The organism is Halopseudomonas xinjiangensis, from assembly GCF_900104945.1.
GTDB lineage: Bacteria > Pseudomonadota > Gammaproteobacteria > Pseudomonadales > Pseudomonadaceae > Halopseudomonas > Halopseudomonas xinjiangensis.
Map to the genome: position 1 here is coordinate 1,337,163 of NZ_LT629736.1, position 21,731 is coordinate 1,358,893.

16 protein-coding genes are annotated in these 21,731 nt (G+C 58.0%); 6 read left to right on the top strand and 10 right to left on the bottom strand.

The window, feature by feature from the left end:
* The first annotated feature begins 94 nt into the window (after positions 1-94).
* From BLT85_RS06115 to tpx, 3 genes are read left to right on the top strand one after another with little or no spacing between them, the layout of a single operon-like run.
* Entirely contained in the window at positions 95-1,801 is a 1,707-nt protein-coding gene (locus BLT85_RS06115) for an autotransporter assembly complex protein TamA (protein ID WP_093392324.1), read from the top strand.
* Positions 1,798-5,526, top strand: a complete 3,729-nt coding sequence (locus tag BLT85_RS06120) for a translocation/assembly module TamB domain-containing protein (protein ID WP_093392325.1) — start codon at positions 1,798-1,800, stop codon at positions 5,524-5,526. The genes BLT85_RS06115 and BLT85_RS06120 overlap by 4 nt, the downstream gene beginning before the upstream one ends.
* Before the next feature lie 47 nt (positions 5,527-5,573).
* On the top strand, positions 5,574-6,074 hold the full coding sequence (gene tpx / locus BLT85_RS06125) for a thiol peroxidase (protein ID WP_093392326.1): 501 nt from the start codon (positions 5,574-5,576) through the stop codon (positions 6,072-6,074).
* Between the two features lie 21 nt (positions 6,075-6,095).
* Here the strand turns inward: tpx and BLT85_RS06130 are convergent, their stop codons facing one another.
* The 7 genes from BLT85_RS06130 to BLT85_RS06165 form a co-directional block, all read right to left on the bottom strand.
* Positions 6,096-7,496, bottom strand: coding sequence for a glycosyltransferase family 2 protein (locus tag BLT85_RS06130; protein WP_093392327.1), 1,401 nt, complete (start codon positions 7,494-7,496; stop codon positions 6,096-6,098).
* Positions 7,493-8,530 carry a HEAT repeat domain-containing protein gene (locus BLT85_RS06135; protein WP_231701547.1) on the bottom strand — a complete coding sequence of 346 codons (1,038 nt, stop codon included), beginning with the start codon at positions 8,528-8,530 and terminating at the stop codon, positions 7,493-7,495. The genes BLT85_RS06130 and BLT85_RS06135 overlap by 4 nt, the downstream gene beginning before the upstream one ends.
* A gap of 79 nt (positions 8,531-8,609) precedes the next feature.
* On the bottom strand, positions 8,610-9,737 hold the full coding sequence (locus BLT85_RS06140) for a YaiO family outer membrane beta-barrel protein (RefSeq protein WP_093392329.1): 1,128 nt from the start codon (positions 9,735-9,737) through the stop codon (positions 8,610-8,612).
* Positions 9,734-10,123: a response regulator transcription factor gene (locus tag BLT85_RS06145; RefSeq protein WP_093392330.1), complete on the bottom strand. Its 390-nt coding sequence runs from the start codon at positions 10,121-10,123 to the stop codon at positions 9,734-9,736. Before BLT85_RS06145 ends, BLT85_RS06140 begins: the two co-directional genes overlap by 4 nt.
* Positions 10,120-12,648, bottom strand: a complete 2,529-nt coding sequence (locus BLT85_RS06150; RefSeq protein WP_231701548.1) for a CHASE3 domain-containing protein — start codon at positions 12,646-12,648, stop codon at positions 10,120-10,122. Before BLT85_RS06150 ends, BLT85_RS06145 begins: the two co-directional genes overlap by 4 nt.
* Positions 12,649-13,419: 771 nt before the next feature.
* The gene (locus BLT85_RS06160) at positions 13,420-14,064 is read right to left on the bottom strand and encodes a LysE family translocator (protein ID WP_093392333.1); all 645 of its coding nucleotides are present in this window, start codon (positions 14,062-14,064) and stop codon (positions 13,420-13,422) included.
* Positions 14,046-14,951, bottom strand: a complete 906-nt coding sequence (locus BLT85_RS06165) for a YqcI/YcgG family protein (RefSeq protein ID WP_093392334.1) — start codon at positions 14,949-14,951, stop codon at positions 14,046-14,048. Before BLT85_RS06165 ends, BLT85_RS06160 begins: the two co-directional genes overlap by 19 nt.
* 12 nt (positions 14,952-14,963) lie before the next feature.
* Between BLT85_RS06165 and BLT85_RS06170 the strand changes: the two genes are divergently transcribed.
* The gene (locus tag BLT85_RS06170) at positions 14,964-15,890 is read left to right on the top strand and encodes a LysR family transcriptional regulator (protein WP_093392335.1); all 927 of its coding nucleotides are present in this window, start codon (positions 14,964-14,966) and stop codon (positions 15,888-15,890) included.
* Positions 15,891-16,710: 820 nt separating this feature from the next.
* On the opposite strand, the gene BLT85_RS06175 is transcribed toward BLT85_RS06170, so the two are convergent.
* The 3 genes from BLT85_RS06175 to BLT85_RS06185 form a co-directional block, all read right to left on the bottom strand.
* Positions 16,711-17,583: a D-hexose-6-phosphate mutarotase gene (locus BLT85_RS06175; RefSeq protein ID WP_093392336.1), complete on the bottom strand. Its 873-nt coding sequence runs from the start codon at positions 17,581-17,583 to the stop codon at positions 16,711-16,713.
* A gap of 61 nt (positions 17,584-17,644) precedes the next feature.
* Positions 17,645-18,067 (bottom strand): CBS domain-containing protein, encoded by a 423-nt coding sequence (locus BLT85_RS06180; RefSeq protein WP_093392337.1) that lies wholly within the window; start codon positions 18,065-18,067, stop codon positions 17,645-17,647.
* A gap of 153 nt (positions 18,068-18,220) precedes the next feature.
* Entirely contained in the window at positions 18,221-18,436 is a 216-nt protein-coding gene (locus BLT85_RS06185) for a dodecin (RefSeq protein ID WP_093392338.1), read from the bottom strand.
* 398 nt (positions 18,437-18,834) lie between these two features.
* Between BLT85_RS06185 and BLT85_RS06190 the strand changes: the two genes are divergently transcribed.
* Both BLT85_RS06190 and BLT85_RS06195 read left to right on the top strand, forming a co-directional pair.
* Positions 18,835-20,193 carry an imelysin family protein gene (locus BLT85_RS06190; RefSeq protein ID WP_093392339.1) on the top strand — a complete coding sequence of 453 codons (1,359 nt, stop codon included), beginning with the start codon at positions 18,835-18,837 and terminating at the stop codon, positions 20,191-20,193.
* A gap of 131 nt (positions 20,194-20,324) precedes the next feature.
* Entirely contained in the window at positions 20,325-21,722 is a 1,398-nt protein-coding gene (locus tag BLT85_RS06195; RefSeq protein WP_093392340.1) for a di-heme oxidoreductase family protein, read from the top strand.
* Positions 21,723-21,731 lie beyond the last annotated feature (9 nt).

Consider the following 21,731-nt stretch of genomic DNA (forward strand, 5'->3'; position numbering starts at 1 on the left):
GGAACGTCTGCAAGCGAATGTACCTGGGCCCGAGCCGTTTCGCTTGCGCATGTTAGCATTACGCCTGCCAATTTGATGCCGGAAGACAAAAAACATGGCGCGTCCGTTACTCCTGATCAGCCTGCTCGCATGGTCGGCAGTCTGCCAGGCAGAACTGGTGGTTGATGTCGAACCCGCCAACGATAAAGTACGAGACAACATCCGCGCGTTCATCGGGCCGGTCGAGGCGCCGGATCATCGCACCATGTGGAGGCTGGCAAGACACAGCCGTGAGCAGGCGATCGATGCCGCCCGAGCTTTGGGCTATTACGATGTTACGGTCCGACCCGAGGTCACCGGCCCCGAAGATGACCCCATATTGAGTCTTTCGGTTCAGCTAGGCGAGCCGGTACGTTTACGCGAAGTCACCATAGCCATCGGAGGTGAAGGGCAGGGCACCGACCCTTTTCGGGTCCCGGAAACAGGGCAGCTGAAACCCGGCGCCGTGCTCAATCACGGCAATTACGAGTCGCTCAAGACACTGCTCTCCAACCAGGCGTTGCGCTACGGTTACTTCTCCGGAGAATTCACGCGAAACCGACTAGTGGTCAATCCGGACGCCCAGTACGCCGATATCCAGCTTCGCTACGACACCGGACAACGCTATCGCCTCGGCCAGGTGTCTTTTTCCGAAACCCCCTTCAATGAAGATCTCCTCGATCGCATGGTGCTATTCGAGCCTGGGGTTCCGTATAACTCGGATCTGCTCGCCGAGCTCAATCGCGATCTTCTCGCAAGTGGTTATTTCGATACGGTGCAGGTAACCGCGCCGGCCGAAGAGGCGGAGGATCTGCGGATACCGGTACGCGTTTATCTGGAAGAGCGCGAGCCGAATTCGCTGGGCCTTGGAGCCGGCTTTTCCACAGACGTGGGGCCGCGGCTGCGTGTGGATTGGCGTCAGCATTACCTCAATGCAAAGGGGCATAGCCGCGGTGCGGAGCTTGAGCTCTCAGCGCCCCGTCAGGAACTCACCGGTTTTTATCAGATTCCGTTGACCCCTCCGCAGTCGAGCAACCTGCGGCTGTTCACCGGGCTGCTGCGCGACACTGTTGAGGATGTCGATACGGTCAACTTCACCATAGGTGGGTTGCACCAGAGGCGCCTCGAAGACGGCTGGGAGCGCGGCATCGGTCTTCGCCTGCTTCACGAGCGCTTCACTATCGGCAACGATGAAGGGAACAGCACGCTGCTGCTGCCGAGCATTTCGTTCCAGAAGACCCACAGCGACGGGAGCGTCGATCCGGCGAAGGGCTATAGCCTCAGATTCGAGCTTCAGGGCGCGAAGGAAGGGCTCGTCTCCGATATCGATCTGATCCATGCGAGCGCCGCCGCACGCGGTCTGTACACTGTAAAAGAACGGCACCGCATGCTCGTTCGTACGCAACTTGGCGGCATGGTGACCAGCGATTTCGATAGCGTGCCACCTACGCTGCGCTTCTTCGCCGGCGGCGATCAGAGCGTACGAGGGTATGACTACAGGACACTATCACCCGTTGACGAGACCGGTGAGCACATCGGGGGTCAGTACCTGGTGGCTGGCAGTCTGGAATACCAGTACGAGTTCATCGACAACTGGCGTGGTGCGGTCTTTGTCGACCACGGCAACGCCGTCGATTCGCTGAGTGACCCGCTCAAGACCAGTGTTGGCGTGGGTATTCGCTGGGTTTCGCCAGTGGGTCCGATCCGGATCGATGTCGCCAAGTCCGTTAGCGACCCGGAAGAAGGGTTCAGAATCCATTTCGCCATGGGGCCTGAGCTGTGATCTGGTTTTTCGTCAAGGTGCTGTTGCGCGGGCTGCTGATTCTGGCGTTGATCCCAATCGTGCTAGGTCTGTTGCTCACTAGCGAAGGGGTCAACGCATGGCTGATTGAGCGCATTGAAGGCCTGGAGCCCAGGCTGCAGCTCGATCACACGGGCGGGACGCTGTGGGAGGGCTTCCAATTCGATCGCATCGTCTGGCAGGACGATGGCATTCACGTGGTGGTACGCGACGTCTCATCCGACTGGGAAACACGTTGTCTTGCCGATCGCCGACTCTGCATCGAGCATATCGATATTGGCAGTATCGTGGTACAGACCGACCCGGAGGCAGTGGTTGAGGAAGAAGAGCCAGCGGATGAAGGGCAGCCGGTTTCGCTGCCCGATATAAACCTGCCTATAGCGATTCAGCTGGACAGATTGCGTGTCGGCAGCCTCACCTTGAACGAACAGGACCCGCTGCTCAACGAAGTCGTGCTCGTTGCTCGTATGCGCGGCGATCAGCTGACAGTCATCGAATTTGTCGGTCAAGGCCCCGATCTCAGCTGGTCGCTGGACGGCGAGCTACGCACCTCAGGGGACTGGCCGTTGATGGTTAAAGCCGACGTCGACGCTCCGCCGGTCAATGACCAGCCGCTCAGCGCCAGCTTGCGACTGGGTGGCAGCCTGGAGCGTCTCGCTATCGACCTGCGCACCCGGGGCTACGTCGACGGAAGTCTGGAGGGGATCGTCCAGCCGTTGGAGCCTGATCTTCCTGTAAATCTTGAGTGGCGAGGCGAGCCCTTCCTTGTGCTGGATACGCTTCCGGAAACGCTTACGCTTGAAGAGTGGCAGATCAACGCCGAAGGCAACCTGGATCAGGGGATCGACGTGCGCGCCACGGCAACCCTGCCAGGCCAAGGGGGGGACGTCCGCCTTGCTCTCGACGCGTTAGTACAACAGACCCGATTGCCTGAACTGACGCTACGGTTGTCCGTCGCCGACGCGCCGGAGCGACATCTTTCCCTCGATGCGGTTGCCGAGTGGGCGGAGACACCGAGTGCAGACGCGACGCTACTCATGGAGGTGTTCCCCTGGCAGTGGCTGTATCCGGTCGAGACGGGCGAACTGGACATCAACCGGCTCGAGGCTGACGCCAGCCTGCGCGGGGAGGAATTTCGAGCGGAGCTGACCACATCGCTCACTGGCGTGGCCGGGCAGCCGGCGGACATTACACTTACAGCACAGGGCACCCCCGAGCAGGTGACAGTCAGCAACCTGTACATTTCCACCCCGGCTGGAAGCGCCCGGGGACAGGCGGTGGTCGGACTGGCAGAAGAATTGAACTGGGATGCTCAGCTTCAGCTTGAAAATCTTGACCCTGGGGTGTTCGTCGCAGACTTGCCAGGCCGACTCAACGGACCGGTAAGCAGTACCGGTCGCATCACCGATGACGGCCCTCGGTTCGAAGCGGACTGGAACCTTGAAGGAACGCTACGGGAGCAGCCCCTTAAGCTCAGCGGTGAGCTGCAGAGCGAAGAGGGTACCTTCACCGTCTCTGACCTCATACTCCGTCAAGGTCCCAACCGCATCACCGGTCAAGGCGCCTGGGGCGAGCGCATCGCTGCGGACCTGGATATCGATCTGAGCAACCTGGCGACGCTATGGCCGGGATTGACTGGCACGCTCCAGGGCACCGTCAACGCCACTGGCGACCCGTCCGAACCTACCCTGGTCCTGCAACTGGATGGCAACGAACTGGGCTATGCGGACATGGGCCTCGGCGAGCTCACAGCCAACGGCACCGTCACGCTATCTGAAACGCTACCGATGGATTTGACGCTGCAGGCCAATCGCATCCGGACTGGCGAAACCTGGCTGGGCAACCTGACGCTTGACCTGGACGGGGACAAGGCGCGGCATGCTCTCGACCTGGACCTTTCAGGCGGCCAGCTACAAGCGGACACCACCATAGTGGGCAGTCTTGATGAGGAGACATGGCAAGGTGCGCTAACCGCTGGTGAGCTTGCCTTCGAGGACATGGTCTGGCGGCTTGCAGAAGACGCCGGGATCCGTTACCAACTCCAGCCAGGGCGCCTCACGCTTGAAGGACATTGTTGGGCGCACGAGAGCGGCCGTCTCTGCTTCGACGGGCAGCAACAGCTGCTGCCTGACCGTGACATCGACCTGGCAATGGCGAACTTTCCCCTATCTTCGCTCGAGCAATGGCTGCCGGAGGACTTTGCCTGGCTGGGCGAGCTGGACGCCGATATCGATTTCAGCCAGCGCGCCGGTGGCCAGCCGGTCGCCAATATTGTGGTCAGCAGTCGCGATGGCGTAATTACGGTCAGCAATCCCGAGCAGACACTTGATTTCAATTACTCGAACCTCGAGTTGACCAGCGAGCTCGACGCAGGGCAGGCGCGTAATCGGCTGCTGTTGTCCGGCGAGACGCTCGGTGATCTGGACGTGCAGGCCAACGTCGACGACCCCGCTGGCGAACAGCGGCTCTCCGGGAGTTTCAGCCTGGACGGGTTCAGTCTGAACTTTCTGCAGCCTTTTCTACCCCAGGTGGCGACGCTGGAGGCTGAACTGCAAGGCCAGGGTGAGCTCGGTGGAACGCTGACCGAGCCCGCGGTGAACGGCGAGATCGTGTTGGAGGATGGTTTGATTGCCGGGCCGGAGCTGCCGGTGAGCTTCGAAGATCTCGACCTGCGGGTTGGGATTGACGGGCAAACTGCAGACATCAACGGGAACTGGCGCAGTGGCGCAAACGGTGAGGGCAGCCTTACCGGACAGGTGACCTGGGCGCCGGAACTCAACCTGTCGCTCACGCTTGCCGGCAGTGCACTGCCGGTCATCGTTGCGCCTTATGCCGATCTGATCGTCAGTCCCGATTTGCGCGTGTCCCTGCAGGAGAACCGCTTGCGCGTCCGCGGCAAGATCGCGGTGCCGGAAGGTAATATCACCATTCGCGAACTCCCCGAGCAGGCAGTACGGGTATCGCCCGACGAAGTAATAGTCGGCGAAGATGAAGAGACCGTGGAGGACGAGCTGCCGCTGGAGATCGACGCCCGGGTTCAACTGGTCATTGGCGATCAGCTGCGGTTCTCCGGTTTCGGTCTTACCGGTCGGCTGAGCGGGCGGATTCAAGTCGATGAAGAACTGACAGCCAACGGCGATCTGAATATCCTCAACGGGCGCTTCCGGCGGTTTGGTCAGCGCCTGACCCTACGCCGCGCTCAGATACTGTTCGCCGGGCCCATCAGCCAGCCCTTTCTGAACATCGAGGCAGTGCGTGAGGTGGACGACGTCACAGCAGGTCTGCGCCTGACTGGCCGTGCGGAAGCTCCACAATCCGAGGTATTTTCCGAGCCAGCCATGCCGCAGGAACAGGCGTTGTCCTACCTGATTCTCGGTCGCCCGCTGGGAAGCGATAGCGGCGACAATAACATGCTGGGTCAGGCAGCCCTCGCGCTGGGCATGGCAGGCAGCGGGCCTGTTACGCAAAACATTGCCGAATCACTGGGCATCCAGAACTTCCAGCTGGAAACCGAAGGCAGCGGCACCGAGACACAAGTGGTCGCCGCCGGTTACCTTACCGATCGCCTCAGCGTGCGCTACGGCGTTGGCGTGTTCGAACCAGCTAACCAGTTGGCTCTGCGATACGATCTTAGCAAGAGACTGTACCTCGAAGCGGTCAGCGGCTTGGCGAGTTCACTGGATTTCTTCTATCGTATCGACTTCTAGCCCGACCAACCCATCGGCTGCAACGCAGCCGTTCACAAGGAGCAGTTATGTCTAGCGTCACTCTCAAGGGCAATCCCATCAATGTAGCCGGCTCGCTTCCCGAAGTGGGTGCTCAGGCACCAGCGTTCACGCTGGTGGCCAAGGATCTGTCGGATGTCAGCCTGGCCAGCCTGAGCGGCAAGCGCAAGATCCTCAACATCTTCCCCAGCGTCGATACGCCAACCTGCGCCATGTCTGTCCGGCAGTTCAACAGCCGGGCGAGCAAGTTGGATAACACCGCCGTGTTGTGCATCTCCGCCGACCTGCCTTTCGCCCAGTCGCGCTTCTGCGGCGCCGAAGGACTCGACAACGTCATGACGCTCTCAACCATGCGCGGCCGCGATTTCCTGCGCGACTATGGCGTCGAGATTGAAAATGGTCCGCTAGCCGGAGTGTCGGCCCGGGCAGTAGTGGTCCTCGACGAGAACGACAAGGTTGTGCATAGCGAACTCGTCTCGGAGATCGCCAACGAGCCCGACTACGAAAAAGCATTGTCGGCCCTGAGCTGAGTCAGAAATCAGGGGCCAGGTTCACTGGCCCCACTTTCCACTGCGACGCATGGTGCCCCAGCTGTGCTTGCGCCGAGCGAACCACTGATACATTCCCCTGCATCGCCACAAGGTATTGAGCTGGCGATAGCCGAAGTTCTCCAGTACAGCCATGCCAAACAGCCTTAACACGTCGCGACGCCGGTTATAGACGCGAAACGACATCGTCTCCAGCAATAGGCCGTTCACTGACAACAAGATGCCCATACCTATCGCTACCAGCAGGAATATGGCCATGGCCGTGTGAGATATCCAGCCCATCGCCAGCCCGACTAACATGAAGAGGTAACCAGCCAGTTCGATCAACGGGCCCAACCATTCGAACACTGCCATGAACGGCCAGGCCAGCCAGCCGGGCGCTCCGCCGCGGGTACTGAAGCAGAGTCGGGGGTGAGCTGCCAGACTCTCGGCGAGGCCGCGCTGCCACCGGCTGCGCTGACGGCCGAGGGTACCGATGTCTTCCGGCGCTTCGGTCCAGCATATGGGGTCGGGCAAGTAGCGAATACAGTACGGAATGCGATTGAGACGATGATGCCGGTGTAGCCGGACCACCAGCTCCATGTCCTCGCCGACCGTGTCGCTGCGGTAGCCGCCTACCTGCATGACCCGCTCACGATCGAACAAACCGAACGCGCCGGAGATGATCAGCACAGCATTCAAAGGAGACCAGCCGAGTCGGCCGAACAGGAAGGCACGCAGATATTCGACGATCTGGAATCGCGCGATCCAGTTCGTGGGCAAACCGGCGCTGACCAGAAAGCCGCCACGTACGGTTGAGCCGTTGGCGATGCGGACGGTGCCTCCCGCAGCGATCGTGTGGGTGTCTTCAAGAAATGGCTGTACGACGCGCAGCAGGCTGTCTCGCTGCAGGATCGAGTCGGCGTCCACCCCGCAGAACAAGCCATGGCGTGCGGCATTGATGCCTGCGTTCAGCGCATCGGCCTTACCGCCGTTTTCCTTGTCGAGGACTTTCAGATTGGGGTAGCGTCGCGAGCGGTAGATGCCGACCACCGGCTTGTGCGGTACCGCCTGGCGCAGAGGCTCCGGATAGGCGAGCAGGTCAAACTCCTCGCTCAGCACCGCCAGCGTGCTGTCCTTCGAGCCATCGTTGATGACGATCACTTCGAGCTCCGGGTATTGCAACTGCAACATTGAGCGTACCGAGGTACGAATGGTCGCTTCTTCGTTGAAGGCCGGCATGAGCACTGAGATAGCGGGTTCGACACCGAGGTAGGGGGCGGCTTCGCCAATCTCGGCATGCCGGCGGATGTAGCCCAGCAGGCTGACCATCGATAACAGGTTCAATAGCAGATACGTGCCGTTGAGCAGCAGAAAATAGACAATGACCCCAACCTGCACCCACCAATGCCAGCCGGAGCTCATTCGCGTCGCTCCGCGATGACACGGCGCAGTGCATCCTGGCCGTACCGGTCGGGAAAAGTCTCGGCAAGCTCCAGCAGCTTCGCATCGCTATAACCGGGTAGCGAGGCGACGGCGTCGGCCGCAGCCTGGCGTACCCACCAACTCAAGTCGGTGAGCATGCCAATCAGCCACTCGGCGTCGTCTGGATCCGCCTGGTACCGAAAGGTCTGTACCGCTACGAGCCGAACGTTGGCATCGGTGTGGTCAAACTGAGCCAATATTCGCGTGCGGTCCCTTGGGTCGTTGATTGCGCCAAGACAGCGCAACGCGGTCTGCAGCAGGTCGGCAGCCGCTTCGCTGTCTAGCTGTAGACGAGCCCAGGGGCCAGTCAGCCGTGGCTCCGCGAAGGTCATCAAGCTCGCCAGGCGATGCCGTTGGGGCTCGTCGGCGGCATACATCGTGGCCAGCAGGGCGGGAGTAACAGCTGCGGGTTCGGCGTACTGACAGAGAGCAGCAAGCCGGGGCAGCGCCCAATCCTGTCGCTTCAGGGCGATGGGTAGCACCACCTCCATGGCTCGTGTCGCATCGATAGCGATGAGCGTCTGCGCCGCCGCCAACGCCAATATCGCGTTTCGGTGATCAAGCAATGCGGCAATCGCATCCCAGTGACGCAGACTGCCGAAGTAGCGCAAACAGGTGAGCGCAATCAGTCGCTTACGTACGCCTCCTCGCAAGAGTTCGAGGACGTAAGGCCCCATGCCGAGCGCATCCAGCGCGGCATTCATCCTTTCCCGTGCCGTACCACGCAAATGTTGTTGCAGGCGGTTCCATTGCAGTACCCACCACAACCGGTCTCGACGGGCCAGCTTCGGGGGGGCCGAGGGCAGCCCATCGCTGATGCTGCACAGCGCCAGAAAAGGCCGCCAGCTCTCATTGAATGTCTTGCGCCGGCGGGCTCGACGGTTTCCAAGCTCCGATAACGCGACGACCTGCAGCATGATCGCCAGTGTGATCAGGGTCAAAACGATGGCTGAATAGACCGCGATGCGCAACATGGGCTCCGTGGGAACCCAGTCTCGCCATACACTCAGAAGATCGCTCCGACACAGCCAGGCCGGACAAGCCAGGACGGTGTCAGAAAGCATGCCGCAGCCCGATCTGCAGCCACCGACGGGTGTAATAGTCGCCTTGTTCGTGGTGCCCGAGTTCCCAGGACAGCGCCCAGTCAGGCTCGAACCAGTGGCGACCCTGCAGCCCCATAGCGCGAACACTGCTGGTAAACAGCTGCGAACCTTCGATTGCTTCCTCTTCACCGGTTGTCAGCCTGAGTCCGGCGTAACTGAGCCCTGCGTAGTAGTAGTCGAGCGAAGCGTTATGGCCGACTGGAGTTCCAGCGTTGGATACATCGCTCACGTTCAGGGTGTAGCTCCCCCGCCAGGCGTCCCAGTAACGTTCGGCCGTCAAGCCGATACGCTCTACACGGCTGGTGGCGTATTCCGTGCGACGGAGGCTTGCCGCAGCGAGAAACCCCTTTGCAAGGCTGCGCTGAAGCCGCAAGTCGGCGTACCAGTCGGGCAGGAAAAACGGAGAAAACTGATAGCCGATCTCCGGCTGCAAACTCCAGTTCTGATCCAGCGTGAACACCGCACCAGCTTCGACGCCCTCATCCCACTCACCAAAACGCTGCTCGCGTAGCAACGCACCGTACCAGGCGATTCCCTCGGCCTGGGTAGAGAAATAGTCCAGGCGTTGCCGGCGCCAGTTGTCGAACCCGCTGTCCAGCCAATCCTGACGCAGCGACACCTCGAGTTCATGACGGCGGCGAGCTGAGCGCTGGGACAGGGTGATGCGATTGCTCGGCGCGCTGAGTGCCATCCGGGCCTGACGCATAGCGTTATCGATGTCCGGGTAGTCCGGGGCGATAAACGCAGCCGCTTCCAGCGTGGCGATGGCTGCGTGAACCTGACCGTCCCACAGCTGAGCCTGGCCCAGAGCGAGAAGATAATCGGCATTGCCCGGCGTTTCGCGCGATAACTGTTCCAGCAGCGGTATCGCCGCTGCGGTTTCTCCCTGCCAGGCAAGAACGCGAGCAAGCAGGAAGCGGACACTTTGGTCATCTGGCTGAGAACGCAGCTGCTGTTCGAGCGTCGCTCGTGCGGCGGCCAGATTGTCGGCGTCCACCTGTGTCCGGGCTTGCTGTACGTCGGCACCGACGGGGCCAGCAAAAATAACGAGCAGCAGCAGGGTAGAGCGGTATATCAACGGGGCCTCCGAATCAGCCGCTTGATGCGAGCGAGGAGCTCTTCGGGTTGAAACGGCTTGGTGACGTAATCATCCGCACCCAGCTCAAGCGCCTTGACGATATCGGCCTCGCGCGCTTTAGCAGTCAGCATGAGCACTGGCAGGTATTCCCAGCCGGGCGTACTGCGGAGCCGCTGAATGATTTCGATGCCGTCATGGTAGGGCAGCATGATATCCATCAACACCAGATCAGGCGGTGCCGACTGGGCCAGATAGTCCATGGCCTGCCTACCATCTGCGGCGTGGTCGACCGAGTATTGCTGACGCTCCAGCATGAAGCGGATGAGAAAAGCGATATCTTCCTCATCCTCGATGACCAGAATGTGCAAGTTATCCTGTTCGTTCATGGAGTGCCCTCGTTTCGGGCGGCTGCATCCACGGCCGGCCAGTGATGGAGCAGTTGCTGGATAAGCGAGGCCAGCTCGTCGCTTTCATGTCGAGACTTGACCAGTCGTTTGAGCACCAGGCGGCTTTCAGCAACGGGTGAATCGAGCGCGGAGAATATGATGACCGGGGTGGGTGGGCTAGCCTTCGCCAGCTCGCCAATGAGCTCCGAGCCGTCGCCGTCCGGCAACATGAGATCGAGAATCGCCAGGTCGTGGTGGCTCCGCGTCAGGGCTTCACGTGCCTCTGCCAAACTGCCTACGCCCACCACGTCGACGTCCAGGGGAGCCAGCAGGTTGGCCAGCAAGGTGCGTAGATCGGTATCGTCCTCCACGTGGAGGATCGAAGGGCGGCCGCCGGCCGGCCGCAGGATAGCCTTGACTACGTCGAGTACGCGCATCGGATCGATCGGCTTGTTCAGCCAATCCATCACGCCTACCGCGCTGCCGCGCATCACGCCTTGACGATCACCCGATTCCTGGCTTGGGTCGACGCTGACAACCAATATCGGCAAGTGGCGAAACCTGGCCTGCTCTCGTAGGTTCTGCAGAAATGCGATGCAATCTTCATCGCGCAGGGTAGGGCTCAACGTCAGTGCGTGCACAGGGCCGTGCGTGAGCAGTTCACGAGCCTCGCCAGCCGAACGTGCGCGTATCACCTCGTAGCCCTGGTGCGCTAGCATGGTCAGAAGAAAATCCGCAGCGCTGTCATCCGGCTCCAGCACCAATACAGAACGAACGTTCTGCGTCGAGGGCTCTTGCTCTAATGGTTGCGGAGTCGCAACGGTCACCTGGGAGTTCGCATGAGGTAAACGCACAAAGAAACGAGCGCCCTTGTCAGGTTCCGATTCGAACCCGATGGAGCCGTGCATCTGTTCGACCAGGGAGCGGGTAATTGCCAATCCCAGCCCGGTCCCGCCGAGACGCCGAACATTCGATGAATCTGCCTGTGCGAACCGCTCGAAAATGCGGCCACGAAACTCTTCCGGTACGCCGGGACCACGGTCGACGACACCGATTTGGACGCTATCTTCACTTTCGTCAACGGTTACCGTCACCAGGCCTCCCCGCGGCGAATGCTTGATCGCGTTGGACAGCAGATTGGCCATCACCTGAGCGAAACGATCTGCATCGACCAGCACTGTCCCCGGGTCCGCACCTGGCGCCTCCAACTGCAGGGTGACATCGAACTCGCGCGCATAGGGAAGGTTGGTCGACAGCGAATTATTTATCAGCGGCAATAGCGGCTGAGGCGAAAGGTTGAAAGCCAGCCGCCCCGAAGCGAGCTTCTCGATGTCAAGAATGTCGTTGACCAGACGAACCAGTCGCTCACTGTTCTTGTGGGCGATGTCGAGCAGAAGCTTCTGCTGTTCATCTACCGTACCGAGCGTACCGCTGACCAACATGCCTAGTGCGCCGCGAATGGCGGTCAAGGGCGTACGCAATTCGTGGCTGACAGTCGAAATAAATTCATTCTTCATGCGCTCCATTTCGCGTCTCAGCGAAATGTCCACGGCCACCGTCAGCACCAGACGATGTCCGGCCGACAGCTCGAAGGCGCGCTTGCATATTTGCAGGCAGATCTGCCGGCCGCCGATGAACAGGTCGAGCTCGGCTATGCGTAACTCAGGCTTGCCTTCAAGCAGTTCGGCATCGCCTTCAAACAGCGGGGAAAGCGTGTCGAATTGGGGTAAATCTTCGACGCCTTCGCCCTGCAATGCGTCGGGCCGGCTTCGTGACAAGCCGGCAAAGGCCTCATTGCAAAGCAGAAGCCGGCGCCTGGAATCCGTAACGAAGATGTAATTGTCGTCCGCATCGACCACACTGCGCAGGAAGAGGCGTTGATCGTCGACGCGTTTCTGACTTCTGTCTACGAGCCAGATGGCCCAACAAAACAAGCATGCAGCGAACAATCCGCCAATCCAGGCGATCCAGCGTGCCTGATGCACGCGAGCATCAACAGCGCGGTTCTGTGCGGCGAGCTTCGCTCGTTCCGACGACTGCAGTTCAGCAAACAAGCGTCGCAGCTGATCCATGGCGTCTTTGCCACCTGCACCCAGCAGACGATCCGCAGCACCGGCCAGACCGCTGTCCATGCGTGCCTCGATGTTGGCATCGGAAATATCAAGTTTACGATCGACCAATCGATCCAGATCTCCGATCCAGCCCGGGCGCGGCGCCCCGGACATCGCCAGCAACTGGCCAAGCTTGCGGCGACGCTCGGCCAGCCGCGCCTGAGCTGCCAGATAAGGCTCCAGGTAGCGTTCAACACCGGTAATCACGTAGCCGCGCTCACCGGTCTCGATGTCCTGAATCGATGAGAACATCTCTCTTGCAGCCGTGATCAGCTCGAGGCTATGTTGAACCGATTCGTTCGCATCGAGTAGAGAGCGCTGGGTGCGGGCGCCTTGCCAGGCAAGCAGCAAGAGAACGCTAAACCCCAAAAGGAAGGCGAGGAGATGCAAACTGAGCTTGGATGAAACGCGCAACCCGTGACTCCTTGGCCTTGGGCGGATTGAACAACCATACATGGCAGGGGGGGGCCACAGCGGATAGTGTAGATGGTTGAATGGGGTGGTGGATACCCACACAAAAGCTATGCTTTGTTAACGCATCAACGTGGCTAGCTTGAGCGAGAAGGAACGATCGCCTCTACTGCGATGGCGGCGGAATTGGAAGGGAAGGTGTAAGGCTTGGTAGAAAGCGCTGTGAACTGTATATCGCTGGCAATCGTGAGGGCATCGGCTTACATGGCGTGACGGGACACTTCTGTAAGTGACTGCAGCTGGGTCCGAAATTCAGCTGCAGCAGGCGGTGGGAGAACGCGACCAGATGAGAAGGGAAAGGAGGGCGCCGGGACATGAGCGTCCAGGGACGCATATGCGCGAGGCGTTGAACGCTGGCGCCGGAGGACGAAAATTCGAAGATTCCCGCTGCTGCGGTTTTTACGGACAGCCTTACAGCCATTCCGCATCCGAGTCGTCCGGGGCTCCTAGCTGCACGTAGTGTCGCGGTAATGAAGCGTGATGCCATGCGCTGCAAGCTGGCCCAGGTATGCAGCCGTCCGCCGATAAAAGTCGCTTGGATTGGAGTTGGCGCTTAGCCCGGCCCCGTTGACCACCGACCAGTGCCATTCTCCGGAGCGGCGCTGAAACAACGTCCAGCTGCTCTCCTCATCTCGTTCCACTTTCAGTTCCATTTGTCTTCACTCTCTCAATCGAGGACTGCAGATAGTCTGTGTTGGTTCGAACACAACTTTGTTACCAATTGGATATAGTGTAAATAAAACCGAGTACAGCAATAACAAGCAAGGTCGTGCTGGACATAACAGAAATAACCTTCTGATATTTTGTCGCAATCCGATGCTGCATAAAGAAAATGTAGGACGTTAGTATCGCGAGGTCTATCATTATCCACAGGGCGGTCAGAATCGTAACGCTTCCGCTAAAGGTGTTTGTTATGGATATGAATTGCGGGAAAAACGCCACAAAAAATATAATATCTTTTGGATTTGAAATTGCCACGGCAAACCCTTTCGCCAGGCAACTCAGCGTCGCACCTTTTCTCCTCGTAGAAGCAGTAAAGCCAACACCTGTTTTAGTGTCGGGCTCCGCCGCGAGCGTGGTTGATCTCAACGAGTCGATAGCTATATAAGCTATGAATAAACACCCCAGCAGACTCATCGCCGATATAAGTTCTCGACTAATCGACATGGCTCCACTAAGTATTAATACCGCGGCAGCTATTAGAACGAGAGAAGCCCAATTGGTGCCAAGTGCTGTAAAAACCGCCTGCCTCGCGCCTTGCCTAACACTGGTGTTGATAACCAAAGCTACAACGGGCCCTGGCGTTGCTACCAAAAGCATTACTGACACAACGTAAGCAGCTAGTATTGAGGTTTCCATAATGCGACCTGTTTATCGATCCAATTGGAGCGGATTTTAAGTGGGCAAACTGAAGCATATAGTCCGCCTGGTTCCTCTAGCTGATATTGCCGCCATTCCAGGCTATCATCATCCCCATAGAAACCCAGGGTGGGTGGAGAGAGGCCATCGTTGAATTGCTTAACCCGACCTCGTATTTTTTCCCGTATTTTTATGCCGCTTATGGTGTCTGCGCCCGCCACATGATCAAAATTCTCTCTGGGGTTTATAACAAAGGTAACCTGCTTTCCGAGGTTTCTACTTTGCATCTTTAAATGGCTAGGGCAGCTTATATTTATGAATAGCTGAACGCCGTGGAAGCAGAACGTGAACTGAGGGGAGTCGGGCGACTGTGCGACGCCTTCGGGCCAGGCGTACGCATCGTTATCATGCAGGTATTGAATTGCCTGCCAAGAAAACTCGTGCTCAGCCTTCAAGTTTTCTTTAAAGCTGTTCTGGAAAAAAATAACCAAGGGTGAGTACAGTCTGTGCTTAAGCTCAGTGCTTTTAACGAAATTCAGATACTGCGTCACACCTTCGATCAAGTCTCGCTGAATGCAGTTTTCCCGCACAAAAAGAAACTTTATCGAATTTTGCTTATGCGCCTTTTTACCAAACAAGCAAGGAAAGTCTGCTTCATCCAAGGTCGATTCGAAGCCTTCTACTGCATCCAGCATCCAATTGTCGTGCCGGCTTCCTGCTCTCGCGGGACATCCATTGCCTCGGTACAGAACCACCTGTCCAGCATCAGTGAGCATGACTTTGTTCCATGGTTTGAATAGCTTCTTGCCTGCCACGCCATGTTCGCCGAGGCCGACGGGATTGAAAAACGGATAAAGCGGAGGGATACTGTGAGTCAAAGTCATCATCAGGAGTTTTCGATGTCCGGAAGCTTGCCTCCACTCTACGCACTAAGGGCGTTCGAGGTCGCTGCACGAACAAACTCGTTCACGCGAGCAGCGGAAGACTTATCTCTCACTCAAGGAGCTGTCAGCCGGCACATCAAGAATCTCGAGGCAGTATTAGGCTGTCAGCTATTTGAGAGAAAAGGGCCAAAGGTTCAACTGACTGAACAGGGGAGAATACTTTCGCAAGAGCTAAGCGAGGGTTTCAGGACCATAGAGAATGCCTGCTACCTGTTTAAAGACAGCCGTACAAGAGTACGCCTGAAAGCTCCCACATCGTTGACCGTAAGATGGCTTCTCAACAGTCTGAGAAATTACAAGAGGGACAACCCATCCGAAGAGGTGCACTTGAACAGCGTCTGGATGGATGTCGATACAGTGGATTTCTACTCTGAGCCTTACGATTGTGCAATATTGCTTGGTAATGGCCATTTCGGAAGAAATCTAGGAATGATCAAGCTAATCGACGAGTGGTTGATACCTATTTGTTCGCCTGACTTGAGCAGGTATATAAAGGCAGAACAAGACCTGATTAACGCTACGATCATCCATCCATCTCCAGATAGACGAGACTGGAAAAGATGGCTATCACGACTCAATATTACAGGCGGGATCAATACGCACGGAGGCCTGGTGTTCGACACACTGGAACAAGGTGTGTTGGCGGCGATACAAGGGCATGGGGTCTCGATAGGAGATTTAAGCATGGTGGCCTCTGAAGTGCAGAGCGGCGTCTTGGAGCTGCCTTGCAAGAAGGCAGTCAGTACTGGGGATGGTTATTACCTTGTCTGGCCTAAAGGAAGCCCTAAAGAAGCTTATATAAACCGGCTGGGTGATTTTCTGAAAGATAATGTGCCAGATATCGAGATACCCGGCGTTGCCTTTCTAAGCATGACTCCTTAGGTTCGTCGAGCTGTCACTCGACATGAATGTCTAATCAAGACACAGGACCGATCGGGGTGACGACAGCAGAGGGCGAACGCCTGGACTGGAAAGCGCGCTGGCAAGCACGAGCGAGTAGTTGGTAAATAGTCGAAGGATCTGGCGTTTGGGAAACAGCCCGCATGTCGTGCCTCGTGACTTGGGGAGCCACCAATCAGGGTGGCGTCAATTGGTGCAGATGCAGCTTTATCAGAGCAAAGCGGATACCTTGATAGTTCAGCGCTTGCTAACTGCGGTAATGAAGCGACTGCCAGATGATTTCAGCGTTCTTGCGCGCATCAAGCAGGATCATAGTGGCTCGAACCAGAACGTCCAAGGGTTCGCATAATCTATATTATGTTAAATAGGGTATTACGACGACGGGATCGTTGGGTGGATTGGTATCTGGGGTTCTTTCGGGGTTCCCTCCCCATTGGCTTCAGCGCGAGCTTACCGAAGCACGCAATCTATCGTACCGCGTCGCTGTAGTGAACCTTAACGCCTTTGGAGGCGATGTTGCCTATGTAGCCTGCTGTGCGCCGGTAAAAATCGCTCGGATCCGGGTTGGACATGAGTCCTGCTTCAGCTACCTCGCTCCAATCGTGTTCTCCGGCTCGACGGAGCAACAAAGTTCGTCGTCCGGCATTGTTTACATCTACGCGTAATTCGACTGGCATGGGTCGGGCTCCCTTGTTGTTGTGCCCGAGAGTTAACCAAGCCCAGCCGCGCGTTACAACCTTTGCAAGCGTCTATCTTGCGCCTCTGCAATGAACTCGACAGATTCCTGCGCTTAGTCGGCACGTCACACGCGTGATATCTGCGTTACCAGGGTGTGACTCTCGCCAGGCGCCAGAACCCGATGGTCAGGTCCTGCATTTGCCGCCTCGATGCAGACCATCGTCTTGTAACCGTCCGCTGGGAATTGTCCAAGCCGCTGGCTTTTATCGGTCCATGGATTCCAGATCACGACCGACTCACTGCCTTCCCGCGTGACGACGAGATAATGCTGGCTGCTGTCATCCAGTTGAATGGCAGACGCATGGCCGTGGTAAATGCGATCCACCTCGCCGGAAAACGTGACCGGACCCTGCTGGCGGTGGTGATCCACACCGGTCAGCTGATCAAAGAATTCGGCACCTTCGAGCCCCCATAGCCGAGTCTCATGGATGTCGCGCACAGGTAGATAACTATGCAGTGCCTGGCTAAGAACTTGAGCTCGCCCACCGCTATTCGTCGTCCGCAAGGCGATACTCAAGCTGCTGCCCAGTTCGAACTCCACCTGCAGCTGCCAGTCATCATCCGGCAGATGGTGTTTGATAATCCCTCTTGGCAACTCGAGCGAGAGCCGAATCATGTCACCGGTATCCACAGCGCCAGTGAGCCTCCAGTCGCTGGTTCGCGCGATGCCATGGCTTGGTCCTGGACGTTCGTTGCCGAAATATGGCCAGCAGATGGGTATACCGCCACGTATTGGCCTATCGGGGCGCGCATCATTTTCGGGGCTCATCCAGAGTAGATCCCCCTGCCCCGTCGGTACGCAAGATGTGATATGTGCGCCTTGCAAGGCTATCCGAGCCTTGACGCGAGGATGTGAAATGTCGAGGAATGCCCGACCATGCTCATTGCGAACTAGCTGAATGTTTTCAGGGAGCGAAGCCGCTTCATCCATGAGCATTCGGTACTCCTTCGAGTGCGATTGAAACGAGGCGCCCGACTGCGAGCACCCCGCTCTGGTATCAGTGATAATGGCGGCAACAGTCGACGATCTGCTTGGCCATGTCAGCGTCTTTGCAATTATCTGCCATGTCGCTAAGGGACACCACGCCGACGAAGTCTTTGGAGTCCTGATTGTTCAGCACGATCATGCGCTGGACCTGCTCCTGTTCCATGTTCTGCAAGACGTTGATGACATCATCATCTTCAAAGCAATAGCGCACATCGCTGGTCATTACCGAACCGACCGTGTCGTCCGGTGACTTGCCGTTAGCCAGCGCCCGGACTGCCAGATCGCGATCGGTGATCACGCCCACCAGTTTTTCGCCCTCGGCTACCGGCGCGAAGCCGAGGTCATCGCGCTGCATGCGCATGGCCACTTCACGGATTGTCGTGTCAGTCGGAATGAATTCGGGGCGGGAAGTCATGAGATCTTTCACTTGCATGATGAGGCTCCTCTGGGTGTGAAATAGCGAAGTTGCACTTCAGAACCTAGTCTCTGCCAAACAACATGCAAGCGAAGCGGACTCTCTGGAACGGGGCTTTCAGAGGTATGGAGGTCGCAGACGGCATACGGGAGCCGCCTGCGACCTGCCGGATCAAGCGTCGGAGCCGATACGGAACCCTACCTTCAGAACCACCTGAAAGTGCGCCACCTGACCATCGGTCACATGGCCACGGGTCTCTGCCACTTCGAACCACTCGACATTTTTCACGGTCTGGCTGCATTTGGCGATGGCCGTTCGGATCGCATCGTCGATGCTGGTCGTGGACGAGCCGACGATTTCGATTTTCTTGTACACATGGTCTGACATAACACTCTCCGTTTGCGTCGTTTGCCTGCAACTAAGGCAGACGTCGCAACAGATAGTTCAAGCCGGTAAGCTTAGCTCGCTGTCCCTTGCTGCCTTGTCGGCTTCGAGTGGGTCGCCTGCTCGTTCCGGCACGAAGCTCTGGTATCCAGGCTGCCGGGGGCACGCAGTACCTGCCAGGTTCGGCAAATCGCCTCGCTGGAGCCTGCCATCTGGGTTACTGGTCGACGCATGACGCACCTCTTCTTTGAGTGATGCAACGAGTATTGCCGCCCGGTCCGGTATTTGCAAACGCGAACGCTTCGTATTCAGATGAATCGCTCTCGCTTATTGCAAAACGTTACAGCAGACCTATAATCCATCGAGAATAAATATCATTACCAAAAAAAGGATGGCTCGACATGGTTGTTCGTTTCCCATTGAAATCGCTTGCTGTCGTGGTATCTGCCAGCTGGTTGCTAGTTGCTTGTGATCGCCCTGAAGACACCCCGCCCGAGCCGCAGGTCAGTCAGGTCGAGGCGGACGCTACCGTATCGGCAGATCCTGCTACGTCCGCTGAGTCTGGCGTGAACCGCGAAGCAGTCGTCGAAACGTACGCCGACATCGCCTACGCCACCTATCAGGACGCGTTGACCACAGCACAACGTCTCGACAAGGCGGTAGACGAGCTGATCGCCAATCCGAATCAGGAGACCCTGCAGGCAGCACGCGAGGCTTGGAAGCAGGCACGGGTGCCTTACCAGCAATCCGAAGTGTTTCGCTTCGGTAATCCAGTGGTCGACGAATGGGAAGGTCAATTGAATGCCTGGCCGCTCGATGAAGGCCTCATCGACTATGTCGCCAACGACGGTTACGAGCACGAGATGGGGAATGACGGCGCCAATGCCAACATCATCGCCAGCCAGGAAATCAATATCGGTGGTACCACCCACGACGTAAGCGAGTTAACACCTGAACTGCTCGCCGAACTCAACGAGGTCGGTGGCTCGGAGGCGAACGTGGCGACCGGTTACCACGCGATCGAATTCCTGCTCTGGGGCCAGGACCGCAACGGTTTCGAGCGTGGGAATGGTGATAGACCGGCTACCGACTACGCCAAGGGCGACGAATGCACCAACGGTAACTGTGATCGCCGGGCGGAATACATCGATGCGGCGACAGACTTGTTGGTGCAAGACCTGGAATGGATGGTGCAGCAATGGGCACCTGGGAAGAACGAGAACTACCGTGCCGAACTGCTTGAACTGAAGCCGGAAGAAGCTCATCAGCGAATGCTGTTTGGCATGGGTTCGCTTTCATTGGGTGAGCTTGCCGGGGAACGCATGAAGGTCGCGCTGGAGGCCAACTCGTATGAGGACGAGCACGACTGTTTCAGCGATAACACCCATAACTCGCATTATTACAACGGGCTGGGTATTCAGAACGTATACCTCGGACGTTATGAGCGGGTCGATGGCGAGGTCGTCGAAGGCGCCTCTCTGTCCGATCTGGTCGCCCAGACTGATACCGAACTGGACCATAAGCTGCGCTTAGAGTTGGAACAGTCGATGCAGGCGCTTGGCGAAATGAAGAAAGCGGCGGAAGCAGAATCAGAACCGATGCCGTTCGACATGATGATCGCTCCGGAGAATGAGCGCGGTCACGAGCTGATAAACAACGCCATCAACGCTCTGGTCGAGCAGACTGGTTCGATCGAAGCAGTGGCTGCGAAGGTTGGCGTGGAGTCGCTCGAACCTGACGACGCAGGTCACTCCTTCTAAGTACTGAAGATAACACCGTCATGACCTGGGCCGCCCGGGCATGACGGTGCTGCTTCAGATTGCCGCAGATCAATGTCGCACTCGGTAAACCGCGTACCATCTGACGGCCAACCTCGTAAATCGGTACGTCAATGAAGAAACTTCACCTGCTGTTCGGAGTGGCGGCGCTGAGTCTGGCCTGTGAGGCGATGTCCAGCCCGCCGACGCAGCAGTCGCCTAAATCCGGTGGCGATGGGAGCATAGGGCTGGCTAATCAGAACGCCTATTCCCTCCCCCAGGCTAATCTGCCGATGACCAAGCGGCTGGATTTCAGCGTGGGCAACAGTTTTTTCCGCAATCCCTGGGTCGTCGCACCGGCCAGCACCGATGCACGGGACGGACTGGGCCCATTGTTCAACACCAATTCATGCCAGGGCTGCCACATCAAGGATGGCCGTGGAAATCCGCCTGGCGAAACTCTGAGTTCGGTCTCTCTGTTCCTGCGCTTGGCTATACCGCCGCGTGGTGAAAAAGATCGGGAATTGCTCGAACGCCATGGTTTCGTACCGGAACCCGTATACGGCAGTCAGCTACAAACCGCCGCCATTCCCGGTTCGAAAGCTGAAGCCGAGTTGGTCGTGGAATGGGAGCGCTTCGAGGAAGAACTGGCCGACGGTTCTCTCGTTGCCATGCGCAGGCCGATATACCGGATCGAGAACCCCAACTATGGCCCGTTGGCCAATGATGTACAGATTTCGCCCAGGGTGGCTCCGCCGATGATCGGGCTTGGTCTGCTTGCAGCTATACCCGAGCAGGACCTGCTGACCAATGCGGATCCCGACGATAGCGATGGCAATGGGATTTCCGGACGGACCAATAAAGTATGGGACCGCGCCTCGGAACAAACCGTCCTGGGACGCTTCGGCTGGAAGGCAGGCGAACCGAATATCATGCAGCAAAGTATGGGCGCCTTCGCCGGAGACATGGGCATCACCTCTGCGCTTGCGCCTTTCACCGACTGTACCCAGAGCCAGGGATGCGAACGCTTCCCCCATGGTGGCGAGTTCGAGGTCAGCGATGAAGTGGCAAACTTCGTCGCGTTCTATGCCAGTAGTCTTGCGGTGCCGATACGCCGCGACATGGACAAATCAGAAGTGAAAGCGGGCGCCGCCGCCTTCAACGAGGCCGGTTGCGCCGCCTGCCACACGCCCCGTCACGTCACCGGTGTAGTCGCCGACCGACCCGACCTGTCCCTGCAGGAAATCTGGCCATACACCGACTTGTTGCTTCATGACATGGGGCCAGGATTGGCTGATGGTCGTGGCGAGTTTCTGGCCGATGGAAACGAATGGCGTACTCCGCCGCTCTGGGGCCTTGGACTCGCCACGACGGTGAATCCTGCCGCCGGATACCTTCATGACGGACGCGCCGAAACGCTTGAGCAAGCCATCCTCTGGCACGACGGAGAAGCGCGTCCGGCAGCCGATGCTTACCGCGAGCTTGATGCAACCAAGCGCAACGCGATGTTGCAGTTTCTCAACTCTCTGTAAGGAGCTTGC